The organism is Acinetobacter nosocomialis (assembly GCF_041021905.1).
Classification (GTDB): domain Bacteria; phylum Pseudomonadota; class Gammaproteobacteria; order Pseudomonadales; family Moraxellaceae; genus Acinetobacter; species Acinetobacter nosocomialis.
This window is the reverse complement of record NZ_CP157432.1, coordinates 660503-686593: the sequence shown is the minus strand read 5'-3', so window position 1 is coordinate 686593 and position 26091 is coordinate 660503. Positions and strand designations below refer to the sequence as shown.

The window sequence follows — 26091 nt, the reverse complement described above, 5'->3', positions numbered from 1 at the left end:
ATAGGAAATAAAAAAGCGACGTGTTAAACGTCGCTTTTTTAGTTAAAACGAAATTAACCTTGATCTGACAATAAAGCGACTTGTTGCACGTAGTTAATAAACTTACCTTTAGATGCTTCAAGATCTGCTTCTGGAACTTGCTGAGTCTTATCACGGTTAATCCTTAACACATGCTGACGCAAAGTATGACGTTCTGATGCATTATAGATTTTACTAAACTCGTTAATTGCAGGATCACCTTGCTCGATCATACGATCTACCCAACGCATAAGTTGAGCTTGTTTTTTCGCGCCTTGTTGAGGAGTCAAATAAGATAAAATGACTGTCTCATCTTCATTACGCAAGAGTTTACCAACACGTTGAAATTGGCGACGGCGTGCTTCAAACGAACTAATATTCTGGACTTCTAAAAGAGCATCAATTAAACGCTCATCAACCGGAAGCTTTTGAATCTGTTTGATAGAAAGTTGTGCTAACTGCTCACCTAAAGCAGCCATACGTTGAACTGCTTTTTTCTGTTCGGTTTTACTTGCACGTCCTTCTAAAGAATCAAAATCTTCTTCAGTATAACGCTGGGGACGACGTGCCACGATTAATCTGCCTCATAAAATTTTGCGGCGAATAACGCCTGTACTTCATTTAATGCCTGTTCTTCGTCAGTGCCATCAATGACCAAACGTAAAGTGGTCCCTTTTCCTGCACCTAACATCAGTAACGACATAATATTTTTAGCATCTACTAAATGATCGCCCTTACCAATCTGAATTGACGAACGAAACTTTGTAGTGACCTCTATCAGTTTTCCTGATGCACGTGCATGTAAACCGAGTTTATTAATTACATCAACAGTTGTGTCTATCATGACCAGTGCTTCATTTCTCTGTGTAAGACCTGAACAGACCATTCTGCCTCAAGTGCTTGTTTTAGTCTATCTACCATATAAACTGAACGATGCTGGCCGCCAGTGCAACCTATTGAAACCGTCATATAATGACGATGCCCTTCAGCAAATGCCGGCAGCCATTTTCTTAAGAAGTGGTGTATATCCTCAAACATTTCGTTTGCTTGCGGACTTGCTTCTAAAAACTGCTTAACTGGCTCGTCTAAACCAGAAAAGCGGCGTAATTCTAAATCCCAATGCGGATTTGGTAAATGCCGTACGTCAAAAACATAGTCGGCATCTAAAGGAATGCCATGTTTATAACCAAATGACTGCAATATAACAATCAGATTATCTGACTGCCCTAATTTTGACAGCAAGATATGTTTTAAATCATGAACACTTTTATCAGTGGTATCAATATGAACCGTTGCTCGAAACTGAATTGGAATCAGTAACTGCTTTTCTTCATGAATACATTGCAAAAGGCTTTTGAAGCGATTTGCCAACGGATGTGGACGACGCGACGCACTAAATCGTGCAATCAAATCCTGATCTTGTGTCGTCAGATAAATCACATCAACCGTACCATGTTTTTGTAATTGCTCAAAAACATGGTCGAACTCTTGCATATCAGCCCGAGTACTTCGGACATCTACACCTAAAGCCAGCTGTTCAAGATTATTTTCATGATCTAGCTTTGCCACAATTTCAGGCAGCAATGCCAAAGGTAAATTATCAATACAGTAATAGCCCAAATCTTCTAATACTTGAAGAGCTGAAGATTTTCCTGAACCAGACTGTCCTGTCACGATAAGTATACGCTTCATGGCATGGCTGTCCTTTTATGTATTATTGAGGTGTAAAGGCAACTTGTAAATTATCAATTAAACGTGTTCCGCCCAACTTAGCCGCGACAAACAACACAATATCACGATCAAATTGAGACACAGCCAACAAGTTTGGCTGACGAGCTTCCACATAATCCACAACAAAACCATTGTCTGTCAACAACGTTTTTAAATCTGCCAAGACTTGTTGTAAATCTTTACCTTGGTGTAATTGCTCTTCAGCTTGCTTTAGTCCTTGATAGATGACTGGCGCAATCTGACGTTGTTCCGGAGTCAAATAACCATTTCTTGAACTCAGTGCTAAACCATCTGCTGCACGAACAATGGGTACGCCAATCACTTCTAATGGAATATTTAAGTCTTGTACAAACTGGCGAATCACCGCCAACTGTTGATAATCTTTTTGACCAAAAAAAGCATAATTCGGTTGCACAATATTAAAGAGTTTTGTGACAACTAGCGCTACACCGTCAAAGTGCCCAGGACGTGAACTACCGCATAAGTCATCTGTAATCTGGCTTACACTAATATTAGTTAAACGAGGTTGTGTACCGTACATTTGCTCAACTGAAGGCGCAAAAATAATATCACAACCAACATCAGCAAGTAGACGACTGTCCTGCTCTAAAGTACGTGGATAGTTATCAAAATCTTCACCCGGACCAAATTGGGTCGGGTTTACGAAGATACTCACAACCACAACATCACATAACTTTTTCGCTTCACGAACAAGGGTGAGATGGCCTTCATGTAGATTTCCCATAGTTGGGACAAAACCAATGATTTTACGTGCAGCTCTAGCAGGATTTAAAGAAGCAGCTAAGCCTTGTATAGTGGTTTCTGTTTTCATGAATTACAGCTCAACTTGGAAAGTATGTTCTTTGGCTGGGAACGACTGGTCCTGTACAGCAGCATGAAAAGCTTTAAAAGCATCTAAAATCGCTGTTTCACCAGATTGTTCTTTCATAAAGTTACGCACAAAACGTGCAACTCGACCAAAAGTTAAACCTAACATGTCTTGTACTACAAGTACCTGACCATCAGTTGCATTACCTGCCCCAATACCAATCACAGGAGTATTCGGGAATAATTCAGCAATTTCTTGACCTAATTGTGCCGGAACACACTCGAGCAATAAAACTGCCGCGCCCGCTTCAACCACCGCCGTACAGTCAGCAATAAGTTGATCCGCTGCTTCACGGGTTCTAGCTTGTAGTTTGTAGCCACCAAAAACATGTACAGACTGAGGGGTTAAACCTAAATGTACGCATACAGGCACACCATTACGTGTTAACACCTGTACAGTTTCACTTAGCCATGCGCCACCTTCGATTTTGATCATCTGCGCACCAGCTTGCATAACTGTTTTCGCATTCTGCAAAGCATCATTTAAAGTGGCATAACTCATAAATGGTAAATCAGTCATAATCAAAGCATGCTGGTTACCACGGCGCACTGCCGCTGTATGATAAGCCATGTCTTCAACAGTTACAGGTAAAGTTGAATCACGACCTTGAATTGCCATTCCAAGAGAATCACCAATTAAGATAGTATCAATTTCAGCAAGTTCCATTGCTTTTGCCATACTTGCATCGTAACAAGTTAGACAAGAGAACTTACGTCCTTCGGCTTTAAATTTTCTTAAGTCACTTAGACTAATCATGATGGTATCCTCTACAGGAGTTTGCAGAACGTAATAAGTCAGACTTTAAGCCCAAGACTCATCAGCAAGTACAGTCAGCGTTGGCTGCTGTAAGAGTTCTAAATTCTTAAGTGGCTGATCATTGATATGTAAATCAGCGTCTAAATCTAATAAAGGAATCACAACAAAATCTCGTTGCATTATTCCTACATGCGGCACCGTTAAGCGCTCATTTTGTATTTTTTCATCACCATAAATCAGCAGGTCTAGGTCCAAAGTTCGCTCCCCCCAATGACGGAGTCTTACTCGCCCAGCTTCTTGCTCAAAACGCTGTAAATGATCGAGTAAGTCAAGCGGAAGTAACTCAGTTTTTAGCTGAGCTACTGCATTTAGATAATTGGGTTGATCTTGGGGACCCATTGGTGGGCTTTGGTACAGTTTGGATACCTTCACTTCACCAATAGTTTTAAGCTTGGCTATCGCTTCAGACAAAATCTGGCGCGAGTCACCTAGGTTACTTCCTAAGCCAATATATGTGGTTACTGTCATTGTGTCGGCCCAAAAATAACTTGGCTCAAATCACGTTGTACCCGCTTGCGCTTTAAAATTGGGTGATCGCTCGTCATATTGGTTTGTGATGTGGAAGATTTTTCCATAAAACGATCGACAGACTGCTCTTGTCGTGCACGTTCTTTCTTACCACGACGGCTTCGAGGCTCTGGAACATCCACCAAAGGCTCAATTTCTGCATCAGCTCTATTGTTTTCAATAGGTTCAACAGCAACCTTACGACGACTTTTAGCTTTTTGACGATTATATTGGCTAATCGCAGCTTCTTTTTCATCGTTTGACATTTCTTGGTAAGCATCCCACCAGCTTCCCATTCCTTGTGTTGTGTCATCTCCTGACTTTTCACGAAGTAATAAGAAGTCAAAGCCTGCACGGAAACGCGCATGGCTTGCCAATGCTTCAATTTGCTGTGGCTTTGGATTAAGCAATCGGGTTTGCATTTCCCAAACTTCACGAATAAAAGTTTCGGCAAAACGAGGAATGACTGTACGTGTCGCTTGACGTTTTAAAACATCTAAACCTGCTTGAGCACGTGCTTCGGCTGGAACAACGCCTTTTGATAAATAAAAGTCACAACGCTCTAAAAATGGCTGCCACAATAAAACTGCATAGAAAAATGCAGGGTTAATGGTTTTACCAATTTGAATGCGTTGATCTGTATTTTTTGCAGCGCGTTGAATAAATGGGGTGAGATCTGGACGAATATCAGCAAAAAGCTGCTTCCACACGCCAAATTCAATTAGCATTGGTAATACACGTGCCAAATGACCCATTGTGAAAAGCTTCTGAGACTCATCGTATAAACGGTGCGGAGAAACATCACGAAGCAATTGTGTCATCTCAACATCAAAAATATCGAGAATTGCTGGATCAATTTTAAAATTTAGCTTAGCTGCAAAACGTAACGTCCGTAGCATACGCACCGGATCTTCTTCAAAACGTTGCACAGGATCGCCCAATAAACGTAAAGTCTTATTCTTGACATCATCAATTGCTTTACAAAAATCGAGCACAATACCCTTACGTGGTTGGTAATAAAGCGTATTGATAGAAAAATCGCGTCGAGCAAAGTCCTGTTCGATGGTTCCCCAGTTATTGTCACGCAAAATCATGCCAGAAGCATTGGTAACTGCTTTTTTAGGAGGAGCACGGAAAGTCGCAACTTCGATCAGCTCACGTCCTGAATAGACATGTGCCAATTCAAATCGACGGCCAATAATTCGGCATCGACGACCAAAAACTTCTTTAATTTGAGAAGGTGTTGCATTGGTGACTGCATCGAAATCTTTAGGATTGAGTCCTAGCATTAAATCACGGACACCACCCCCAACAATATAAGCTTCATAGCCTGCTTTGGTCAGACTATCGATCACATCTAAAATCGAAGAAGGAAGTTGGGCTGTGGACAAACCACATTTTGACGCTCGCAAGGTTTGCAAAAGACGCTGTCTCCTACGTCAGGACGTAAATAACAAGTTGTCGCTAATCATAGCTCTAACACACACAAAGGGCAATTTGATTCTCTTTAGATTGCGCAGGAAATGATAATTGACGAATAGAACTTTTATAAGGCTAAACGTGATTTATTTTTTTCAAAAATAGCGGGGCCGATTCCTTTGACGTTTTTAATTTCATCAATATTTTTAAAACCACCATTCTTTTGCCTGTATTCCACAATCGCTTGAGCCTTTTTCTCACCTATACCTTTTAACTGCCGAAACTCATTTACAGTAGCCTGATTTAAATGAATCTGCCCAATAGAATCATTTAAACTCTTCGTTTGATAAATTTTAGAACCATAAGAATGAGAAGATTTAGAGACGTTTAACTTTTGGTCGTACATCTGCTGTTTAGCCTTCCATTCCTGAAAATTCTGATCAAACGATTGAGCAAAAACCGAAGGTGAAATCACACCTAAGCACAACATCATTAAAATAAAACAATTATTTTTCCAAAGTCTCATGCTGTATCGCATGTCGTTTTTCCCCTGAATGTAATTGTCGTTTTGCTTGGTTCCACAATTCATCCATCTCGGACAAGGTCATGTCTTCTAATGTTCTTTGCTGTTTTATAGCTTGCTCTTCAATAAAAGCAAAACGACTTCTAAATTTATGTATGGTTGATAAAAGTGAAGTTTCACTTGAAATGTTAAGTTTACGTCCTATATTGACCAATGAAAACAGACAATCCCCAAATTCGTCTTGAATTTCATCAATATTTTGATTTTTAAGCGCCTCTTTGAATTCACCTAATTCTTCTTCTAATTTTACATAAGCATCTTCTACTGTTTCAAAATCAAATCCGACTTTTGCAACATTCTTTTGAATTTCCTGTGCTTGAGTCAGTGCAGGACCATGTTTAATTTCATCTAATCTTGATTTCGGCTTGCCTTGCTTTTCTTGTCGTTTAATTTGTTTCCATAACTCGCTTACTTGTTCTGGTGTTAAGTTATTAAATTGATCAGCCTGGAAAACATGTGGATGACGTCTTATCAATTTTTCACTAATTGCCTCAACTACATCTTGAAAATTGAACGCCCCTTGTTCGCTAAACATTTGCGATTGAAATACAACTTGTAATAACAAATCACCCAACTCATTTCGAATTTCATCAATATCGCCCTGACGGATAGCAGCTTCGACTTCATATGCTTCTTCAATTGCATATTTAGTCAGTGACATTGGGGTTTGCTCTTGATCCCACGGACATTTTTCACGTAGCTCTTGCATAATTTTAAGCAATTTATCCATTTAACCCTCAAGTTTAAAAAGTTGGTCAGTAAATTTAAAATCTTAATTTGCTATGATCAAAATTAAAGCGGCAAATCATTCGTCATATTGTAACGATAAAGAGAAAAAAAGATGAAACATAGCATTCTGATTAGTGGCGCAGCTCAAGGTATTGGAGCAGAAATTGCACGAGTATTTTACAACCAAGGATATAAAGTAGGCATTTATGATATTAACGAATCACTTGCTCAAAGCTTAGCAACAGAGTTAGGACCCAATGCATGCGCTGGTTATTTAGATGTCAGTGATTACGAGCAATGGCAACATATATTAAAAGAATTTACTGACTGGGCTGGCGAGCTTAATATTTTAGTGAATAACGCAGGAATTTTATATTCTGGGGCTTTTGAACACATCGATATCAATTCACACCAAAGAACAATCAATATTAATGTAAACGGTGTAATCAACGGTTGCCATGCTGCACTCCCTTATTTAAAACAAGCTTCTTTTGCACGCGTCATTAATCTCTCTTCAGCTTCTGCAATTTATGGGCAAGCTGATCTCATTTCATATTCAGCCAGTAAGTTTGCAGTTCGCGGAATTACCGAAGGTTTAGATGTGGAATGGAAAAAATATGGTATTCGTGTTTTAGATGTGATGCCTTTATTTGTACAAACCGCAATGGTCAATAATATGGATGCAGGTAGTATTCAAAATATGGGCGTTGACTTAACTCCAAATGATATTGCTCAGCAGGTCCTTTCACTTGTCGAGAAAAAAGCTCATTTCTGGACTCCTACTCATACTCCTGTTGGCATAAAAACCAAATTGCTTTATCAACTCTCAACAATAAGCCCACAGTTTCTAAATCGTTTAACTAATATTTATTTATCGAGAAAGTAGCTTATAAAAAAGGCCGTCAAATGACGGCCTTTTTTAATTTAATTAAACACCTTGAATCATGCGTCGTGCGCTAATAATTCCAGGTTGTTGCTCTAAACGAGCTAACAAACGTGAAAGCTGAGCCAAACCTTTCACCTCAATAAGCAACTTCATATTGGCAATACCATCTGCCTCAGAAATTGTATTCACCTGACGAATATTAATTTGGTCAGAAAAAATCACTTGAGTTAAGTCTTTGAGCAAACCACGACGATCGTAAGCTTCAACCACAATTTGAACACTTTGACCACGAGTTGGCTGCATTTCCCAATCGGCTTCAACAGCACGTTCTGGTTCTTGCTTGATCATACGTTGATAATCAGAGCACAAGACTTTGTGAATACTTACACCACGGTTCAATGTGATATAGCCAGCAATTGACTCCCCGTGAACCGGTTGGCAACACTGCGCAATATGTAACTCAACATTGTCTAAACCATCAATTAAGATGCCATGCGCCGACAAAGTATGACTGGCACGTGGATTTAATGTTGGTTTAAGTACCAGCTCAGGCTCATCCTGATCCAGATGCATTTGACGATTAATCTGATTAATCAAGGCATGCAAGCTGATATCACCGCTGACCAGACTAACTAAAATGTCATCCCCTGTTTTCACATTAAAATGTGATGAGTAGTCGTTCAGGTCGATACTCTTAGGGTGAATCGCCAATCGAGACAATTCTTTGTTTAATAACTCACGGCCAACTTCAAGGTTCTTGCTACGATCTTGCTGTCTGAACCAATGACGTAGTTTGTCACGTGCACGAGCTGTCTTGATATACCCTAAAGAGTTCACCAACCAGTCACGGTTAGGCTCACGGTCTTTTTTGGTTAAAATCTCGACCTGTTCACCAGTTTTTAGCGTATAGGTTAATGGTACATAGCGTTGGTTAACACGTGCCGCATAACACTTGTTTCCTACTTCTGTATGCACATGGTAAGCAAAGTCTAAAACCGTTGAACCACGTGGTAATTCTTTAATATCACCATCACGGCTAAACACATAAATCTTTTCAAAACCTTCAAAGTCTTGAAGCTGATCAAAGCCTTCCGTCTCATCTTCGTTTTGGTGTACGGTGGTTTCATTACGTTCTTGGTAATGTTCCAAAACGGCACGAAGCGAATGTAAACGATGGTTAAAAGAATGGTCGGTATTCTTCGAGCCTTCTTTGTAGTTAAAGTGCGAACATACGCCTAATTCTGCTTCATCATGCATCTCATGAGTACGGATTTGTACCTCTAAAGATTTATTTTCAGCAATTACAGCAGTATGTAATGAGCGATAACCATTAGCTTTCGGGTTGGTAATATAGTCATCAAACTGGTGTGGAATATGGCGCCAGATTTGATGAACAATACCTAATGAGTGATAACACTCCGGCACGCTATTGACTAACACACGTAAGGCACGAATATCATAAAGCTGATCGAAACTCAGGTTTTTACTTTTCATTTTTCGATAAATCGAATAAATGTGTTTTGCTCGACCTGTAATTTCCGCCTCAATACCGTAAGATGCCAATTCATTTTTTAAGCGGTCGATTACGAACTGAATATAGTGTTCGCGCTCAAGACGCTTTTCATTTAGTAATGAAGCAATCTCTTTATAACGGTCTGGTGCCAAATAACGAAAGGCTAAATCTTCTAGTTCCCACTTAAGCTGTGCAATACCCAAACGGTGCGCTAATGGCGAATAAATAGTTAGAATTTCACGCGCTACACGCTCTTGACGCTCACGTGACGAATTGGCCAACTCACGTAAAGAATAAGTACGCTCAGCTAACTTAATTAAAACAACACGGACATCTTCAGTCACTGAAATCAGCATTTTATAAATGCCGCTTAAATGTTCCCTCTGGTTGTTATTAAAATGGTCTTCTAGTCGTTTATTTTTTTCAATGAGTTCTGAAAGCTTACCCATTGCCAAAGTACCTTTGACAAGGTTATAGACTTGCTCACCAAACTTGCGCTTTACTTCTTCTATATCAGTAATGTCTTCACGAACACTACGATAAAGCATTGCAGCAGATAAAGTATCTTCATCTACATGTAAATGCGCCAGAATATCCGCCATTCCAACACCAGTAGCAAATGTATTGGAACGATGATTAACCGTTGAATCTAACTCTTTTTGCAGGGTTAAATGCGCAACCTCTTCGAGTTGTTTAAGCTCTGCCCCATCTAATATTTCACGAACCCGATCCAACCATGAGGCTAAACCGACTTGTGTTTCGGCGGCATGCTCTACAGTCGTTTCCTCTGACAACTCAGTTAGTTGTTCAGGTAACTGTTCACGTACTGTGACCATACCATTCTCCTGGATATGTAACTCATGTTTTTAATCGTTTATCTCTTGAATTTTTTCAAATAAAGCAATTGATTCAACATGTTCTGTGTGCGTAAACATGTCCATAACCGCTGCTTTTTTTAACTTGTATCCATGTTGAGCCAAAACACCTGCATCCCTTGCTAGTGTTGCTGGATTACATGATACATAAACGATTCTTTTTGCTCCAAAGTTTGGTACATACTGCATAATTTCATATGCACCAGCACGAGGAGGATCAATCAATAATGCATCAAATCCTTGATTTGCCCAAGAATGATGCGAAAAATCTTTTGTTAAATCTTGTGAAAAGAAGCTTGCTTGCACCAGATTGTTGCACTTGGCATTATCCGTTGCTCGCTGCACCATTTCTTCACTTGCTTCCACACCAACAACTTGTCCATTTGCACCAACACATCGTGCAAGTGGAAGCGAAAAATTACCTAATCCGCAAAACAGATCCAGTACTCTTTCACCCTGCTGCAATTGAAGCAATTCACATGCCAATTGCACCATTTGTTCATTTACTGTGCCATTGACCTGCGTAAAATCCAATGGCGAAAAAGCAAAATTTACTTCAAATGCATTTAAAGCATAATGTAATCGCATAGCGCCTTGCTCTTCATCAATACGACGAAGACTTTCGGGACCTTTAGGTTGCAAATACAACTGCCAGCCTTTGTGTAACGCGAATTGTCTTAATTGGTTGACATCAGAATTGTTTAATTTTTCTACATGGCGAACCAATAAAGAAATTTCATCATCACCTTTTGCTAATTCTACATGACCAATATGCGCTTTGCCTTTTAGACTTTGGAGTAAAGTACGTAATTCTGGCAGACTATCTGATAATTTTTTGTCCAAAACACTACAGGTATGGATAGAAGTTAAACGATTACTATGATGCTCACGAAACCCTAAAATCAAACGGTCCTGTTTTGGCAAATAGCGCACACCAATACGCGCTCGACGGCGATAATCACTTTGTAAAGATCGAATTGGCTCTAACCACTGTTCAGGTTGAATACCCGCAAAGTGTTGTAAATGTGACTGGAGTACATTTTGCTTTAAGCGAATTTGCTCATCTGGATGAATGTGCTGCATGCTACAGCCGCCACAAATACCATAATGAGGACAAACAGCCTCTACGCGATTTGACGAAGGTTCTGCTAAAAGCTCAATCATTTCAGCTTCTTCAAGGCGCTTAGCCTCATGCGTAATTTGAGCCTTTACTGTTTCTCCAGGCAACGCATAACGGATAAATACCTTTTTACCATGCTTATCTGCCGGATGATCCGGATGAGAACCATAGTGCGCAATTCCTCGCCCCTCATGAGAAAGAGTTTCAACCTGAAAAATATATTCAGGTTGCTGAGCTTTGCGAGATTTGGCTTGCTGTTTCAAAGAATGAACCTAAAAATCTAAAGGATTAAAATAGTGGCATGTAAAGTCGGTATGTTTCGACGTACGTTGCCACACTTCAAGAAAATCGGCCTGCTGAGGCATAGTCTGTAAATATTCAATACTAGAACTAATCCAATGATTATGTTTATCTACATTGATTTGACCTTTAAGTAACAACCAACGCAAATAAATAAACCATGTATTGAGTACATCACCCTCACAATAACTGGTTAACTTTAACCATTGCTGAGCACGTACATATTCAGGAACATGATACCCCGATTCACCACGCTTACCTGGTAAACCTAAAATACAGGCAACCTCATCAAGTTTCTGGAAATTACGGCCATTAAACATTGCCATCACATCCATTAAATCAATATGACGGTGGTGATAACGGTTTTGGTAATTATTAAAACGCTTCTGGCTATCAAGCTCACCTTGATCGAACAAGCCCGGTGCAGAAAGACCATGATACATGGCACGGAACAAGATAACCGGCAAATCAAATTGTGAGCCATTCCAACTCACCAAAGTGGGATGGCGCTTGTCAAAAATAGATAGAAATTTCTGTAAAATTTCAGCTTCTGAATAGTGCTCTCGGCTAAAAGAAAACAGTCTAAAGCCCGATTCATCAATCCATAAACCAGAGATACAAACGATTTCATGCAATGGCAAACGCTGAAAATCCATACCTGATTCTTGGCGGCGGATTTTTGTGAGTGCCTGTTCAACATCTGCCTCTGGCAAATCAAGATGATATAAATGCGCTCCCGCTTTTAAATCAGTTAAAGTTTCAATGTCAAAAACTAAAGTTGGGAAACGCATTCTTTCTCTCAATTATGAGTTATCGTCCTGTACTGAGAACAAACCTGTAGACAAGTAGCGGTCGCCACGGTCACAGATAATGCAAACAATAACAGCTTCTGGATTTTCTTCTGCAATCTTAATTGATGCCCAAACTGCACCACCTGAAGATGTACCTGCACTGATACCTTCCATACGAGCCAATTTACGCATGGTTTTTTCCGCCTCAATTTGAGGAATATCAATAATTCGGTCTACACGACTGCTATCAAAAATTGTTGGTAAGTATTCTTTTGGCCAGCGGCGAATACCGGCAATACTTGAACCGTCTGCTGGTTGTAAGCCCACAATCTGAATGTCTGGATTTTGTTCTTTTAAATACTTAGAAACACCCATAATAGTACCGGTTGTACCCATTGAGCTTACAAAGTGAGTAATTTTACCACCCGTTTGCTTCCAGATTTCAGGACCTGTCGTCAGGTAATGAGCTTCAACATTATCAGGATTACCAAACTGGTTTAAAACATGACCTTTGCCGTCTTTTTCCATTTGCAAAGCTAAATCACGTGCGCCTTCCATACCTTGCTGTGGAGTCACTTCTATCAGCTCTGCGCCATAAGCTAACATCGCATCTTTGCGTTCTTGGCTCATGTTATTTGGCATGATAAGTTTCATTTTATAGCCGCGCATTGCCGCAACCATAGCCAAAGCAATACCTGTATTGCCGCTAGTTGCTTCAATTAACGTATCGCCCGGTTTAATTTGACCACGCTTTTCTGCCTGCATAATCATGTTATATGCAGGGCGATCTTTTACAGAACCTGCCGGATTATTACCTTCCAATTTTGCTAAAACCGTTGCCTGCGTGTGACAAGCCAAGCGCTGCAAACGGACTAGAGGTGTTTTACCTACATAGTGATCTAACAAAAATTCGTCGGCTAAAAAATCAGGTTGTGTATTACTCATGATCAACACCTAAATCGGGGTGGCACTATTGTATGAAAAAATGATCGGTACTGCACCCATTTCACTATGCTTTTTAATTAAAGTGATTAAAGCCCAGTCAGTTATAAAATGCCGTCTGTTTTAAAATAAAGCGTGATAATATGCCCTACAGAGAGATCAATCCGATGTAGCCATGTCTAATTTCAATAAAACCTTATCGAAACGCTTACGTCTGAATCATGCATATGGGCAACTGATTGCTCTTATTTTTGTGCCCATGATGATTTTAACTGGTGTTGGTGCTTTTCTGGTTTTAACTGAAACATCTTACTCTGCAAAACAACAGCAACTGCATCATGCCTCAGCTATTTTGGCGCGTTATAATCAAATCGCTAAAGATCTCTATACATTAGTAGAACTCAAACCCGATGAATATGACCATGCTCAACATATTATGCAAAGCATGTTCAGTGAAAAAAATCTCAAGCGTGCTGCTTTAATTGACAGTAATGGTCAGACTTACTTAAGTGTAGGCTATCGAGATAATCGTTATTGGCCTAACTTTACGCAAAACAATAGTTTTTTTGGTCCGATCTCTTATAACAATAACAATATTTATGGGGTTCGCATCAGCAATATCACAGGTAAAACCCCTGTCTGGCTAGTGATTGAAATGGATAATCAACCACTAGAATTAGCACGTTATCGTATTCTGATCGCTTTAGTTATTACGAGTTTAATGACGCTGCTCTTACTTTTGCTCTGTCTAAATTTCTTCTCTCGTCGCTGGGTTGCACCAATGTACGAAATTCGGATGCAACTACAGCGACTTAATGCAGACACATTAGATCAGCATATGGTCATTAACAGTACGGGTGAATTACGCTTACTCCAACGTGATATCGCAAGTGTGGTGAAAAGACTACATTTTAGTTTTTTAGAGCTTAAAGAACACACCGAACAAACCGAAGAAGATTTACGTAGAACATTAGATACCCTCGAAGTTCAAAACATTACTTACCGTCAAGCACGTGACCAAGCGATTTCATCAAATCAGGCAAAATCAGTTTTCCTTGCCAATATCAGTCATGAGCTTCGTACACCACTTAACAGTATTGATGGCTTTATTCATTTACTACTTCGCCAACAAAATCTAAGTAATGAGCAAAATCTCTATTTACAGACTATTCGAAAATCTTCTGCCCATCTATTAGCATTAATTAACGATGTATTAGATTTCTCAAAAATTGATGCAGGTAAATTAGAGCTTGAAACAGCGCCGTTTGATTTAGAAGAAGCTATTTTCGATGTGATGGATATGTTGTCACCTTTGGCTGCGCAAAAGCATATTGCCATGGCATTTTATTATGCAGACAACATTCCTCAAGAAGTCATTGGAGATGCTTTACGGTTTAAGCAAATCTTGACCAACCTAATTTCAAATGCCATCAAGTTCACGCCAGACGGAGAAATTATTGTTCGTGTCCGTATGGAACATGATGACATTGGTCAATGTTTGCTGCATTTTAGCGTTCAAGATAGTGGTATTGGTTTGAGTGGTACTGACCGTAAAAAGTTATTTGAATCATTTTCACAAGGCGATGCATCTGTTACCCGTCAATTTGGTGGTACAGGCTTAGGCCTTGCAATTTCCAAACAACTGGTTCATCTCATGCATGGACAAATTGGTTTTGAAGATAACCAAGAACGTGCACCAACAGAAAAAGGTTCAACATTCTGGTTTACTGCACAGTTTGCTGTAGATGAAGAACATGAGATAGAACACCCTCACTTCGAACACTTACAAGTGGTGTCTTATTTAGCACATCCTGCAACAGCAAGTGTATTACGATACTATCTTGAAAATTACCAAGTTCCACACATTGAAACTCAATCAATTCTGGACTTGTTTAGCCGCCTAAAACACCTCGATCAGAAAGACAATACATGGCTTATTGTTGATCATAGTGGCGATACAGAAGCTCTGCTTAAAGAAATTCGTAGCCGCTATCAGGGCAACTTAGCAGTTTACGGCTATCAAATGACCCTTGAGCCAAACATGCTCACTGAATATCGTGCTCGCCCACTTTATCAACCATTAAGCCGTAGCGGACTCATTCAATTATTAAGTGACCAACCTATTTTTGAAGAGGAACAACAAGACTTTAATGGTCAGGGTTTACATATTTTAGCGGTCGATGACCATTTACCGAACTTAATTGTTTTAGACGCATTGTTAGGTGAGTTAAATGTTAAAACCACTAAAGCCTTAAGTGGACAAGAAGCGCTGAATATCATCCAAGAACGCATTGACCAAAAACTCAAACCGTTTGATTTGGTGTTTATGGATATTCAAATGCCAGTTATGTCAGGCATTGATACTACTCGCGCGATCCGTTCACTAGAGTCAACGCTAGATGGAGAAATGCAGCTTCCAATTATTGCGTTAACAGCCCATGCTCTTGCTGATGAAAAACAAAAGCTTCTGAAAGTTGGTATGAATGACTATGTCACCAAACCAATTCAAATGGAGCAAATCATTCAGATTTTAACGCAATGGACTAAAAACAATTTCACTGCACAAGCTTTAGATAAAGATCACCATGTTGTTGCCGAGGCACTCGACCCAGAAATATTAAACTGGCAACAAAGCCTACAATTGGCTGCAAATAAAGAAGATCTTGCCCAAGACTTATTGAAAATGTTGGTAGACAGTTTCCCAACCGAGTTAGGTGAAATGCAGCAACTCATTGAGCTTGAAGACTTTCCTCAACTCGAACATGTGTTGCACCGCCTCTATGGTGCAACTCGCTATGTAGGCACACCAAAGCTTCAACAAGTTACTGGTGACTTCGAGCAATTCGTTTCAACATTACGTAAAGAGCGTCGCAGAGCTGACGATGGCTTCATTGAAGAAGTCATGAGACGTTTCGATGAATTAGGTCTTGTCATTAAAGAAGTTGAAAGTGCGGCTCATCAAATCTTAGTTATACCGGACTAAACAAGAACCTGTAAAAAAGGCATGACTGACCTGTCATGTTTCCAATTTCAAGCCATGTTATGCTCCGTTTATCGATAAAAAAATAAGCGGGAATTTCATGGCACTTTTACGTATTGAAAAAAATAATGGTATTGCAACAGTTTATCTAAACCGTCCTGATAAACGTAATGCCATGAGTTTTGCCCTCCTCAAAGAACTCCTTTCAACGGCTAAAGCTATACAAAAAGACCGAGATATCCGCTGTGTAATTTTGACTGGTGAAGCACAAGTATTTAGTGCTGGTATTGATTTATCTGACCTTAACAACCCTAAAAACTCTGCATTTGCGATTTGGGAGCTTGTAAAACCTGGACAAAGCCTTTTCCAAAAAGCATTTCTAATTTGGCAGAACTTACCTGTACCTGTGATTGCGGCACTTGAAGGTTATTGCTTTGGTGCGGGGATGCAACTTGCGCTGGCTGCCGATATTCGTATTGCCCACCCAGAGACAAAAATGTCGATTATGGAAAGTCGCTGGGGATTAGTACCTGACATGGGACTTACTCGCTCACTCAAAGGTTTGATAGGTGTTGACCTTGCCAAAGAACTCACCTTAACTGCTCGTGTGTTTGACGGAAACTATGCAAAAGATATTGGCCTTGTAACTCACCTAAGCGAGAACCCTTTAGAAAAAGCGAATGCAATTGCCTCAGAAATGCTACAACGCTCACCTGATGCATTGACTGCTGCAAAACGTGTATTAGATGCAATGGAGCACCAGCCAGAAAAATCATTGCGTCTAGAAAAAATCTGGCAACTTAAATTATTACTTGGTAAAAATAGCAAACTTGCTCGTAAAAAAGACAAACATCCGGAAGTTAAATTTTTACCACGCCAATATAGATAAGAGCTTTGAAGATGAATTTTGATCGTAATACACCTATTGCCTTTTTAGGTATAGGACTTATGGGGAGCCGTATGGCTAGCCGCCTTATTCAAGCTGGTTTTCAAGTTGCTGTCTGGAACAGAACAGCATCTGCTTGTGAAGAACTTATCGATATTGGCGCACATGCTCTCGATCTTTCAAACATCGGACAATACCCTATAGTTTTAACTTGCCTAGCTGACGATAAAGCTGTGCAAGCCGTATTTGAGCAAATCCAGCCTCATTTAAAAGCAAATCAAGTTATTGTCGATTTCTCAAGCCTGTCTGTTGCTGCAACAAAAGCACTTGCTCAGGCTGCCGCGTTACAACATGTGACATGGATTGACTCTCCTGTTTCAGGCGGTACAGCCGGGGCAGAACAAGGCACGCTAGTCATTTTTGCAGGTGGAGATGCTCAAACTATTGAAGCTTTGAGTCCTGTTTACAATGTACTTTCTCAACGTGTAACACGTATGGGCGATACAGGTACAGGCCAAGCCACTAAAATTTGCAATCAGCTGATTGTGGCAGCAAATAGTGCTCTTATTGCCGAAGCTGTAGCACTAGCAGACCACGCAGGTGTAGACACGACATTACTGGCTCCCGCCCTAGCAGGTGGATTTGCTGACTCAAAGCCTTTTCAAATACTTGCACCACGCATGGCGACTCATACTTTCGAGCCTATTCAGTGGAAAGTTCAAACATTATCCAAAGATCTTAACAACGCGGTAACATTGGCTAACAATGTTAATTTAGACATACCTGTTGCACAAAAAGCTCTATTACAGCTACAAACTCACCAAAAAAATGGCTTTGCTGAGAAAGATTTAGCTACTATCATTCAATTAGTAGAGCAATAATAAACGGAGTTTTTGTATGGGTCGTCTTGCCGTTAACTTATCCATGATTTTTACCGAAGTTTCTTTAATTGATCGCTTTGCATTAGCCCATGCAGAGGGCTTTGAACATGTAGAAATCCAATTCCCATACGAACTTTCCATTGCCGATATTCAAGACCAACTTGAACGTTACAACCTAAGTTTATGTTTAATTAATGTTCCTGCTGGCGATCTTATGCAAGGTGGAAATGGTTTAGCAGGCATACCTGGCCAAGAAGCAGCATTCCGTGAAGCACTAGAGTTAGCTATTCGCTATGCTACTGCCTTAAAAGTGCCTCGTGTTAATATTTTGGCAGGTAAGCAACCTCAAGATTCTGACTTACTTCCTTGCCTTAAAACACTTGCAAGCAACTTAAAGTTAGCTTGTGATTTACTTACAGAACACAACATTGAACCTGTATTTGAAATGATTAATGGCACAGATATGCCACGCTTTTTAGTACAGAACATTGCCCAAGCTCAAGAGATGCTTGAAGCAGTCAACCACCCTGCTTTAAAAATGCAATATGACTGTTATCACATGGCAATGATGGGTGAAGATGTACTTGAAGGGTTACAAGAAAATATTCACCAGATTGGCCATATTCAGTTTGCAGACTGTCCTGGACGCCATGAACCCGATACGGCTCAAATCCCTTATGAGCAAATTTTTTCATGGATTAAACAAAGCACGTATGACGGTTACATTGCAGCAGAATATAAACCTAAAAACGGGTCAAATCAGTCATTTACATGGAAAAAGAAATACTTTTCCGATGATGTAAATATATAAACTGTTACTAGTTTTGTTTGAAATTCTGAGTGAAAACCACTATATTAGATAGTGAGTAATTGTCAGGAAAATATACCCTATATGAATTTAGAACCATCGCCCAGCGTGTCTAATTCTCACGATTTCGCAATGAACACCTCAAATAAAGACGTACAAGCTTGTCTCAAAGTCGTCCATGACGCTTTAGTTGATGTAAAAGCAAAAGATATTCTACAGTTAGATGTTAGTTCTATTAGCAACGTTGCGGATGCTATTGTCATTGCGAGTGGTACATCTACTCGTCACGTCAAAGCACTTGCTGACAATGTTGCAGAAGAAGCTCGAAAAGCTGGTTTCCGCCCGATTGGCGTTGAAGGCGAACGAGATGCCGAATGGATCTTAATTGATCTTGGTTTTGTTGTAGTACACGTGATGCTACCAACTGCCCGCAAATTCTATGATTTAGAAAGTTTATGGCGTACTGCCCCAGAGTCAGTCGCATAAAATTTTTGCTTTTAAAAAAAAGCGGCTCTTTTGAGCCGCTTTTTGTTTATATAACTAATCAAAATTTTATTTAAAAAAATTATCTTTTATAGCCTCAGATATCCTCATCAAAGCTTCAACAGCACTTACGAGCTAGTCATCAATCTTACTTAAATTTGACATGACAAATTGTCAGAATTACAGCACTATAACTACTCTTATAGTCTCATCAATAAATAGCATAACCGGAGCACTAAAAAGTGAAAATACTCATTACAGGCGCCAACACAGGGATTGGCTTTGCCACAGCCGAACAACTTGTAAAACAAGGACAACATGTGATTTTGGCATGCCGAAATCCTCAAAAAGCACAAGAGGCACACAACAAACTACGCTCACTCAACCAAGGACAAGTTGATGTCGTTTCTCTTGATCTGAATAGCCTTGAGCTAACGCGAAAAGCTGCTGATGAAATTACAGATAAATATGGCAGCCTTGATGTGCTTATTAACAATGCCGGGCTATTTGCAAAAACAAAACATCTCACCGCAGATGGTTTTGAGCAACAATTTGGCGTTAATTACTTAGGTCATTTCTTACTTACTCAAAAGTTACTTCCGGCTTTAAAACAGTCACCTAAAGCACGCATTATTCATCTTGCTTCTATTGCTCATTGGGTTGGCTCAATTAAACCTAATAAATTTCGCGCAGAAGGTTTTTACAATCCCCTGTTCTATTATGGACAATCCAAGCTTGCAAACTTGCTCTTGAGCAATGCACTAGCTGAACGACTAGCAGACAGTTCAATTACCAATAATGCACTACACCCTGGTGGTGTTGCCTCCGATATTTATCGCGACTTACCAAAACCAGTTTATGCAGCCATGAAAGTAGGTTTAGTTCCAACATCAGTTCCTGCAAAGCTCATAACAGAGATGGCGATTGGAGAATCATGGCAAAACCGCAACGGCGAATATGTCAGTGCGCATATGCCTGACTGGAAATCGTCACATGCCAAAAACCAGCAACTGGCACGCGACCTCTACCAACAATCAATGGACTTAGTAGAAAAGTTTCTTTAAATCCCAAAAAGCAAAAAACCACCCGAAGGTGGTTTTTTGTATCAAAGCAACTTAGTGACCTGTACCATTAATTGCTTTAGTCATGTCTTCAACAACTTTCTTAGCATCACCAAAGATCATCATTGTTTTTTCGTTATAGAACAAGTCATTATCAAGACCGGCATAACCCGTCGCCATAGAACGCTTAATCACCATGATTGTACGTGCTTTATGTGCTTCAAGAATCGGCATACCATAAATTGGTGAACCTGGGTCATCTTTTGCAGCAGGGTTCACAACGTCGTTTGCACCAATAACAAGTACTACGTCAGTTGCCGGGAAGTCAGAGTTAATCTCATCCATTTCCAAGATGTCTTCATAGGCTACGTCTGCTTCAGCAAGCAATACGTTCATGTGACCAGGCATACGACCTGCAACCGGGTGAATTGCGAAACGAACACGAACACCTTGCTCTTTTAGAATTTCACACAGCTCTTTCACAGCATTTTGTGCACGACCTTGCGCCATACCATAACCCGGTACAATCACAACACTGTCTGCATTTGACATCAAGAAGCCAGCATCATCAGCAGAACCTGAACGGTAGTTACGTTGAACTTGTTCACCTTTAGCCGCTGTAGAAACTGCCGCACCACCCATTGCACCACCAAACAATACGTTGATGATTGAACGGTTCATTGCTTTACACATGATGTATGACAGAATCGCACCAGATGAACCTACAAGCGAACCCGCAACAATCAACATGTTATTTTCAAGGGTAAAACCAATACCTGCCGCTGCCCAACCAGAGAACGAGTTAAGAAGCGATACCACCACAGGCATATCACCACCACCTACCGGTGCAATCCATACCCAGCCAAATGCAAGTGCAAGTGCTGTCATTGCCCAGAAAGCAGTCATATTACCAGTTGTAAAGAAGTAGAAACCACAAGCCAACATCGCAACAAAGATAAGTGCTTGAACAGGTTTAACCCATGCGCCAGAGATTGTTTTAGCCCATTTTTTCGCAGCCAATTTACCGTAAGCAAACACAGATGCTGTAAAGGTAATCGCACCAACGAAACAGCCCACAAACAATTCAAATAAATGAACTTTGCTCATGTGCGCATGTTGCACGCCAGCCGCTGTTAATGCTGCCTCGTTTTGAGCAAACAATGCTGTAAGCTGGTTGTTATGCAAAATTGCAGCAACTGCAATTAAAACTGCAGCCAAACCTACCAATGAGTGCATAAGTGCAACAGTTTCAGGCATTTGAGTCATTGGTACAGTACGTGCACGTGCAATACCCACAATCGCGCCAAGCACCATTGCACCGCCAATCATCCAAATAACCGGGTTGTTGGCAACAAAGAAGGTTGTTACAACTGCAATCGCCATTGCGATCATACCGTAACGGTTACCTTGAATTGCTGTTTTAGGACCAGATAGACCGCGAAGCGTCAAGATAAAGAGAATTGCGCCTACAAGGTACAACCAGTTTGCATTTGCTTGAATAAATTCCATGTCAAAGCCCTCTTATTTCTTTTGCTTAGGCTTAAACATTTCCAACATGCGTGCAGTTACTGCGAAGCCGCCGAAAATATTAATGCTTGCCAAAAATACCGCAATCGCACCAAGTACGCTTACAACATTCACACTTTGAAATGCAACATTTGCATCTACACCAAGTACAGGCAGCCCGACTGTTTGCAACATCGCACCAACGACAATAATTGATGACAATGCGTTAGTTACCGCCATAAGTGGCGTATGTAAAGCTGGTGTAACACCCCAAACTACGTAATAACCTACGAAGATGGCAAGGACGAAAATTGTAATAGTTTCAACCATGAGAAATCTCCTTAACCACGCTTAAGCAGCACTTGACCGCCATGAGTGACCAATAGGGCTTTTTGGATTTCGTCTTCTTGATTAATCGCAAAGTTTTTCTCTTTGTCGAATAAAGTCTCTACGAAATTGAAAACGTTACGTGCATATAATGCAGAAGCTTCTGTCGCAACAGTGGCTGGAATATTTGGAATACCCAAAATTTTCACGCCATTTTCAGTCACAACAGTTTCGCCAACTTTAGAACCTTCAACGTTACCACCCGTTTCAACTGCCATATCTAAAATGACAGAGCCCGGCTTCATTTTGGCAACAGTTTCAGCTTTAATCAGACGCGGCGCATCACGACCCGGCAACAATGCTGTTGTAATCACGATATCGGCATTCGACACAGCTTTATCCACAATTGCAGCTTGGTCTTTGATGTATTGCTCACCCGGCATCCAGCCATAACCATTTTTTGCTGCATCTGCTGCACGTTGCTGTTCTTCTTCAGACATTGGTACGTCTAACCACTTACCACCTAAAGACTCAACTTGATCTTTAGCTGTTGGACGTAAATCTGTTGCTTCAACAACAGCACCCAAACGTTTTGCTGTAGCAATCGCTTGAAGGCCCGCAACCCCAACACCCATAATCACAACACGTGCAGGTTTTACAGTACCAGCAGCAGTCATCAGCATTGGGAACATGCGTTGATACTCGGCAGCCGCAAGCAAGACTGATTTATAACCAGCCAAGTTTGCCTGAGAAGACAACACATCCATGTTTTGTGCACGAGAAAGCGTACGAGGAAGCAATTCCAGAGCAAAAGCAGACACTTGCTGATTCGCAAACTGATCTAGCTCGGTATTACGATAAGGATCAAACATTGCTACAACAGCTGTATTTGCTGCAAGTTTTTGAATTTCCCCGCCTTGTGGCGCACGAACTTTCAAAATAATTTGACTACCCGTATAGGCATCATCCGTAATGGTTGCACCGACCTGTTCATAAGCACTATCAATGTACGCAGCCTTTACACCAGCACCACGTTCAATCACAACGCTATGACCAGCGCTAATCAACTTCTTTACTGTCTCTGGCGTAGCAGCTACACGATTTTCACCGACGACAGTTTCGGTTGGGATTCCGATCTGCATGAGCGTTCCTCAAGCTAATTTCTCATTGTTAAAAACATTGCAACCCGCAATGTTTCCCCCATGTGTATTCTTTGTACAGAATTTGGATTCTAATTGAACTTTTTGAAAATACCACCCACTATTTATTTAATAAATACCCATATTTTGAACTGATGATTCACGATATTTGACTTGAGGTGTAATATAGGAAGATTTTTCTTTTTTTTTGCAGACAATAGTCTCTCTTATACAGTCCTGTATATGAAAATTTCTTTATCTTCGTTTCAAATTGGGTCTTTTTTCGCGCTTTGTTCTGCTTTTCTATTCAGTACAAAAGCAATCTTTATTAAACAAACTTATGCCCTTTCTCCATTAGTAGACGGTACAGTCCTGATGGCTTTACGTATGCTAAGCGCCTTACCGTTCTTTCTATTAATTTGCTGGTTCAATAGGCATCATAATCAGGGCATAAAAAAGAAGGATTGGCTAATTTTAATTTTTGCCGGTCTATTAGGCTACTACTTTGCCAGCTGGCTTGATTTCATGGGCCTTATGTTTATTAGTGCTTCTTTAGAGCGAATTATCTTATTTTTATATCCAACACTTACCGTGATTGCATCAAGCCTGCTCTACAAACAAAAATTAGATATAAAAAGTTTAATCGCCATTTTTCTTAGTTATGGTGGAACCGTGCTAGTGATGCTCCAAGAACACAACAACGCACCAATTCAGGGCAATTTCTGGCTAGGAACAAGTTTTGTATTTGCAAGTGCTGTAGCATTTGCTGGTTATTTACTGTTAACCCCACCATTAATTAAAAAATTTGGTTCTTGGAATTTCACAGGTTTAGCGTTAACTGTGGCCTGTATTGGGGCATTAACACATTACGCACTAAGTACTCCTCACCCTATTCAACTAATATTACAACTCCCCTCAAGTGTAATTTGGTATGGAGTCGGCTTAGGCTTTTTAGTCACTGTCTTACCCACCGTTATGCTCATACAAAGTATTGAACGTCTTGGTGCATCACAATCTGCAATGATCGCTTCAATCGGACCAGTTTTAACTATTTTACTTGCCGTTGTTTTCTTAAATGAGCATCTTAATATATGGCAATGGGTCGGTTGCCTACTCAATATTGTAGGGGTAATGATGATTACGCTTAGAAAGAAAAGACTAAAACATTAAATTCTCTTGACCTCAACTTAAGTTGAGGTTGGATACTCATCTAAATTTTACTGAAAGGTTGAGTTCCAATGAATAAAGAAACTTTTAGAATCATAAACCCCTCTACTTTATATAACCCAACGCCAAATGCTTATAGCCATATTGCTGTAGTCCAAAATTTTAAAAATATTATTCATATTGCAGGACAAGGCGGTGAAGATTCGAAAGGGGAATTAAGCCCAAATTTTGAAGAACAAGCCACTCAAGTTTTTAATAACATTCAAAATGCATTAACAGCAGCAGAAGCAAAAATCTCAGATATTGCTGTTTTAAGGGTTTTAATTGTTGACCACTCAGACGAAAAACACCAAATTTTAATTAAAATCATGCAAAATCTATGGAAAAATCATCCTTTTCCAGCCTGTACGCTCATTCCTGTACCACGCCTTGCATTAGAGCGCATGCTCATTGAAGTTGAAGCAACAGCATACACCTAATAAAACCGAGAGAATATCATGTCTACCCCTGAAGATATCAGTCAAAATAAACCTTTGCTTTGGTTGATGGCAGCAGCATGTGGCTTATGTGCAGGTGTGAATTATTACTGTCAGCCTCTAATTCATTCTATTCAGCAAGAGTTTGCTGTAACTCAAGCACAAGCCGCTTTAACAGTGACATTTGCTCAGGTGTCTTATGCCCTTGGTCTACTCTTTATTGTTCCGATGGGTGACATCGTCAATAAAGCCAAAGCTATTCCGTTTTTGATGGTGCTTTGCGCAGTTGGTCTATTTACTTCTGCCTTTGCTGTTAACTTACCTATGCTCTGGATTGGTACAATTTTAGCGGGCTTATTTTCTGTTGCAGCTCAAGTATTAATTCCATTAGCTACTATGACAGTCAAACCTGAAAAAACAGGCGAGATTATCGGTTTTTTAATGAGTGGCTTATTGGTCGGGATTTTACTCTCCACCAGTCTGGCTGGTTTATTTTCCAATCTTTTCCACTGGAAAGTCGTTTATGTGGTAAGCGGCGTTTTAATGCTATTACTGGCATTTACTTTAAAAAGCCGTCTACCTTACGTCTTGCGTATGAAAATGAATTATGGGCAAATTTTTGTTTCGATGGCTCAGCTTTTAAAGCAGGAAAAGCGACTATTACTAAGAGCGCTTACAGGTGCTTTCGCCTTTGCAGCAGTAAGTACTTTATATTCCACTATCGCCTTACTACTGACCTCAGCACACCATTTACCAGATCTGTTTATCGGACTCGTTCCTCTAGTTGGTATTTTTGGTGCATTATCAACCCGCTATATTGGTAAATACGCCGACCAAGGCTACACAAAATTACTTACATGGATGGGCTGTGGACTATTCTTAGTCAGTTGGGTTTGTTTCTACTTTGGACAAACTCTACTTTCTACATATGTCATTGGGTTTGCGTTAATTCAATTAGCACTCGCGCTCGTTCACACCAGTAACCAAAGTATTATTTTCCGTCTACGTCCAGATGCTAAATCCCGTATTAATGCCATCTATATGACCACTTACTTTATTGGTGGCGCAGCTGGTTCGGCATTAGGAATTTTTGCTTGGAATCATGGTGGATGGGCCATGACTTGCCTTGCAGGGGTTGGACTCGTTCTGTTTTGTATTTTATTTAGTGTGATTGATGCCTTCTTACAAAAAAAGCAGTTGGCTCACTCATAAGGTAATTTGTTAAAAATCATCTTTCTACATTCATCCTAAGGGCGGT

26 protein-coding genes are annotated in these 26091 nt (G+C 40.2%); 10 read left to right on the top strand and 16 right to left on the bottom strand.

Annotated features, from left to right (window positions below):
• Nucleotides 1-53: 53 nt before the first annotated feature.
• The 9 genes from yjgA to mazG all read right to left on the bottom strand — a co-directional run bounded on the left by yjgA (nucleotide 54) and on the right by mazG (nucleotide 6693).
• Nucleotides 54-590 (bottom strand): ribosome biogenesis factor YjgA, encoded by a 537-nt coding sequence (gene yjgA, locus ABLC00_RS03225; RefSeq protein WP_004710561.1) that lies wholly within the window; start codon nucleotides 588-590, stop codon nucleotides 54-56.
• A 2-nt stretch (nucleotides 591-592) separates the two neighbouring features.
• Nucleotides 593-862 carry an HPr family phosphocarrier protein gene (locus tag ABLC00_RS03220; RefSeq protein ID WP_000567533.1) on the bottom strand — a complete coding sequence of 90 codons (270 nt, stop codon included), beginning with the start codon at nucleotides 860-862 and terminating at the stop codon, nucleotides 593-595.
• Nucleotides 859-1710: an RNase adapter RapZ gene (rapZ, locus tag ABLC00_RS03215; protein ID WP_002054547.1), complete on the bottom strand. Its 852-nt coding sequence runs from the start codon at nucleotides 1708-1710 to the stop codon at nucleotides 859-861. Before rapZ ends, ABLC00_RS03220 begins: the two co-directional genes overlap by 4 nt.
• A 22-nt stretch (nucleotides 1711-1732) precedes the next feature.
• Entirely contained in the window at nucleotides 1733-2581 is an 849-nt protein-coding gene (gene panC, locus ABLC00_RS03210; protein ID WP_002054580.1) for a pantoate--beta-alanine ligase, read from the bottom strand.
• Nucleotides 2582-2584: 3 nt separating this feature from the next.
• Nucleotides 2585-3394 (bottom strand): 3-methyl-2-oxobutanoate hydroxymethyltransferase, encoded by an 810-nt coding sequence (gene panB / locus ABLC00_RS03205; protein WP_000624763.1) that lies wholly within the window; start codon nucleotides 3392-3394, stop codon nucleotides 2585-2587.
• A gap of 45 nt (nucleotides 3395-3439) precedes the next feature.
• The gene (gene folK, locus ABLC00_RS03200; RefSeq protein ID WP_006581366.1) at nucleotides 3440-3922 is read right to left on the bottom strand and encodes a 2-amino-4-hydroxy-6-hydroxymethyldihydropteridine diphosphokinase; all 483 of its coding nucleotides are present in this window, start codon (nucleotides 3920-3922) and stop codon (nucleotides 3440-3442) included.
• Nucleotides 3919-5382, bottom strand: a complete 1464-nt coding sequence (pcnB, locus tag ABLC00_RS03195) for a polynucleotide adenylyltransferase PcnB (RefSeq protein ID WP_004710567.1) — start codon at nucleotides 5380-5382, stop codon at nucleotides 3919-3921. The genes folK and pcnB overlap by 4 nt, the downstream gene beginning before the upstream one ends.
• Nucleotides 5383-5507: 125 nt before the next feature.
• On the bottom strand, nucleotides 5508-5918 hold the full coding sequence (locus tag ABLC00_RS03190) for a ComEA family DNA-binding protein (protein WP_033846489.1): 411 nt from the start codon (nucleotides 5916-5918) through the stop codon (nucleotides 5508-5510).
• Nucleotides 5887-6693 (bottom strand): nucleoside triphosphate pyrophosphohydrolase, encoded by an 807-nt coding sequence (gene mazG / locus ABLC00_RS03185; protein WP_033846488.1) that lies wholly within the window; start codon nucleotides 6691-6693, stop codon nucleotides 5887-5889. The genes ABLC00_RS03190 and mazG overlap by 32 nt, the downstream gene beginning before the upstream one ends.
• Nucleotides 6694-6804: 111 nt before the next feature.
• Between mazG and ABLC00_RS03180 the strand changes: the two genes are divergently transcribed.
• A complete protein-coding gene (locus ABLC00_RS03180) occupies nucleotides 6805-7578 on the top strand; it encodes an SDR family oxidoreductase (protein WP_033846487.1) in 774 nt (257 codons plus the stop codon).
• 42 nt (nucleotides 7579-7620) lie between these two features.
• On the opposite strand, the gene ABLC00_RS03175 is transcribed toward ABLC00_RS03180, so the two are convergent.
• Genes ABLC00_RS03175 through cysM form a run of 4 tightly spaced genes read right to left on the bottom strand, consistent with a single transcriptional unit; the run spans nucleotide 7621 to nucleotide 13122 of the window.
• Nucleotides 7621-9927 (bottom strand): bifunctional (p)ppGpp synthetase/guanosine-3',5'-bis(diphosphate) 3'-pyrophosphohydrolase, encoded by a 2307-nt coding sequence (locus tag ABLC00_RS03175; RefSeq protein WP_002054537.1) that lies wholly within the window; start codon nucleotides 9925-9927, stop codon nucleotides 7621-7623.
• Between the two features lie 30 nt (nucleotides 9928-9957).
• Complete coding sequence (gene rlmD / locus ABLC00_RS03170) at nucleotides 9958-11349, bottom strand: 23S rRNA (uracil(1939)-C(5))-methyltransferase RlmD (RefSeq protein WP_033846486.1); 1392 nt, start codon at nucleotides 11347-11349, stop codon at nucleotides 9958-9960.
• A 9-nt stretch (nucleotides 11350-11358) separates the two neighbouring features.
• The gene (locus tag ABLC00_RS03165; RefSeq protein ID WP_033846485.1) at nucleotides 11359-12177 is read right to left on the bottom strand and encodes a 3'-5' exonuclease; all 819 of its coding nucleotides are present in this window, start codon (nucleotides 12175-12177) and stop codon (nucleotides 11359-11361) included.
• A gap of 12 nt (nucleotides 12178-12189) precedes the next feature.
• A complete protein-coding gene (gene cysM / locus ABLC00_RS03160) occupies nucleotides 12190-13122 on the bottom strand; it encodes a cysteine synthase CysM (RefSeq protein WP_002054567.1) in 933 nt (310 codons plus the stop codon).
• Between the two features lie 172 nt (nucleotides 13123-13294).
• Between cysM and ABLC00_RS03155 the strand changes: the two genes are divergently transcribed.
• From ABLC00_RS03155 to ABLC00_RS03130, 6 genes are all read left to right on the top strand, one after another.
• Nucleotides 13295-16102: an ATP-binding protein gene (locus ABLC00_RS03155; protein WP_033846484.1), complete on the top strand. Its 2808-nt coding sequence runs from the start codon at nucleotides 13295-13297 to the stop codon at nucleotides 16100-16102.
• Between the two features lie 97 nt (nucleotides 16103-16199).
• A complete protein-coding gene (locus ABLC00_RS03150; protein WP_033846483.1) occupies nucleotides 16200-16988 on the top strand; it encodes a crotonase/enoyl-CoA hydratase family protein in 789 nt (262 codons plus the stop codon).
• A gap of 11 nt (nucleotides 16989-16999) precedes the next feature.
• A complete protein-coding gene (locus ABLC00_RS03145) occupies nucleotides 17000-17866 on the top strand; it encodes an NAD(P)-dependent oxidoreductase (protein WP_033854136.1) in 867 nt (288 codons plus the stop codon).
• Between the two features lie 16 nt (nucleotides 17867-17882).
• Complete coding sequence (locus tag ABLC00_RS03140) at nucleotides 17883-18677, top strand: hydroxypyruvate isomerase family protein (protein WP_033846481.1); 795 nt, start codon at nucleotides 17883-17885, stop codon at nucleotides 18675-18677.
• Nucleotides 18678-18758: 81 nt separating this feature from the next.
• On the top strand, nucleotides 18759-19160 hold the full coding sequence (rsfS, locus tag ABLC00_RS03135; RefSeq protein WP_001047580.1) for a ribosome silencing factor: 402 nt from the start codon (nucleotides 18759-18761) through the stop codon (nucleotides 19158-19160).
• A gap of 239 nt (nucleotides 19161-19399) precedes the next feature.
• Nucleotides 19400-20221 carry an SDR family NAD(P)-dependent oxidoreductase gene (locus tag ABLC00_RS03130; protein WP_033846480.1) on the top strand — a complete coding sequence of 274 codons (822 nt, stop codon included), beginning with the start codon at nucleotides 19400-19402 and terminating at the stop codon, nucleotides 20219-20221.
• A 51-nt stretch (nucleotides 20222-20272) separates the two neighbouring features.
• Here ABLC00_RS03130 and ABLC00_RS03125 read toward each other — a convergent pair whose 3' ends face one another.
• The 3 genes from ABLC00_RS03125 to ABLC00_RS03115 are packed head-to-tail and all read right to left on the bottom strand — an operon-like array spanning nucleotide 20273 to nucleotide 23193.
• Nucleotides 20273-21727 carry an NAD(P)(+) transhydrogenase (Re/Si-specific) subunit beta gene (locus ABLC00_RS03125; protein ID WP_000394402.1) on the bottom strand — a complete coding sequence of 485 codons (1455 nt, stop codon included), beginning with the start codon at nucleotides 21725-21727 and terminating at the stop codon, nucleotides 20273-20275.
• A 12-nt stretch (nucleotides 21728-21739) separates the two neighbouring features.
• Nucleotides 21740-22054: a proton-translocating transhydrogenase family protein gene (locus ABLC00_RS03120; protein WP_000230434.1), complete on the bottom strand. Its 315-nt coding sequence runs from the start codon at nucleotides 22052-22054 to the stop codon at nucleotides 21740-21742.
• A gap of 11 nt (nucleotides 22055-22065) precedes the next feature.
• On the bottom strand, nucleotides 22066-23193 hold the full coding sequence (locus tag ABLC00_RS03115) for a Re/Si-specific NAD(P)(+) transhydrogenase subunit alpha (protein WP_004883185.1): 1128 nt from the start codon (nucleotides 23191-23193) through the stop codon (nucleotides 22066-22068).
• A 240-nt stretch (nucleotides 23194-23433) separates the two neighbouring features.
• Between ABLC00_RS03115 and ABLC00_RS03110 the strand changes: the two genes are divergently transcribed.
• The 3 genes from ABLC00_RS03110 to ABLC00_RS03100 all read left to right on the top strand — a co-directional run bounded on the left by ABLC00_RS03110 (nucleotide 23434) and on the right by ABLC00_RS03100 (nucleotide 26045).
• Nucleotides 23434-24360, top strand: coding sequence for a DMT family transporter (locus tag ABLC00_RS03110; RefSeq protein WP_033846479.1), 927 nt, complete (start codon nucleotides 23434-23436; stop codon nucleotides 24358-24360).
• Between the two features lie 68 nt (nucleotides 24361-24428).
• Nucleotides 24429-24836, top strand: a complete 408-nt coding sequence (locus tag ABLC00_RS03105; protein ID WP_004883190.1) for a RidA family protein — start codon at nucleotides 24429-24431, stop codon at nucleotides 24834-24836.
• 18 nt (nucleotides 24837-24854) lie between these two features.
• Complete coding sequence (locus tag ABLC00_RS03100) at nucleotides 24855-26045, top strand: MFS transporter (RefSeq protein ID WP_004710591.1); 1191 nt, start codon at nucleotides 24855-24857, stop codon at nucleotides 26043-26045.
• Nucleotides 26046-26091: the final 46 nt, after the last annotated feature.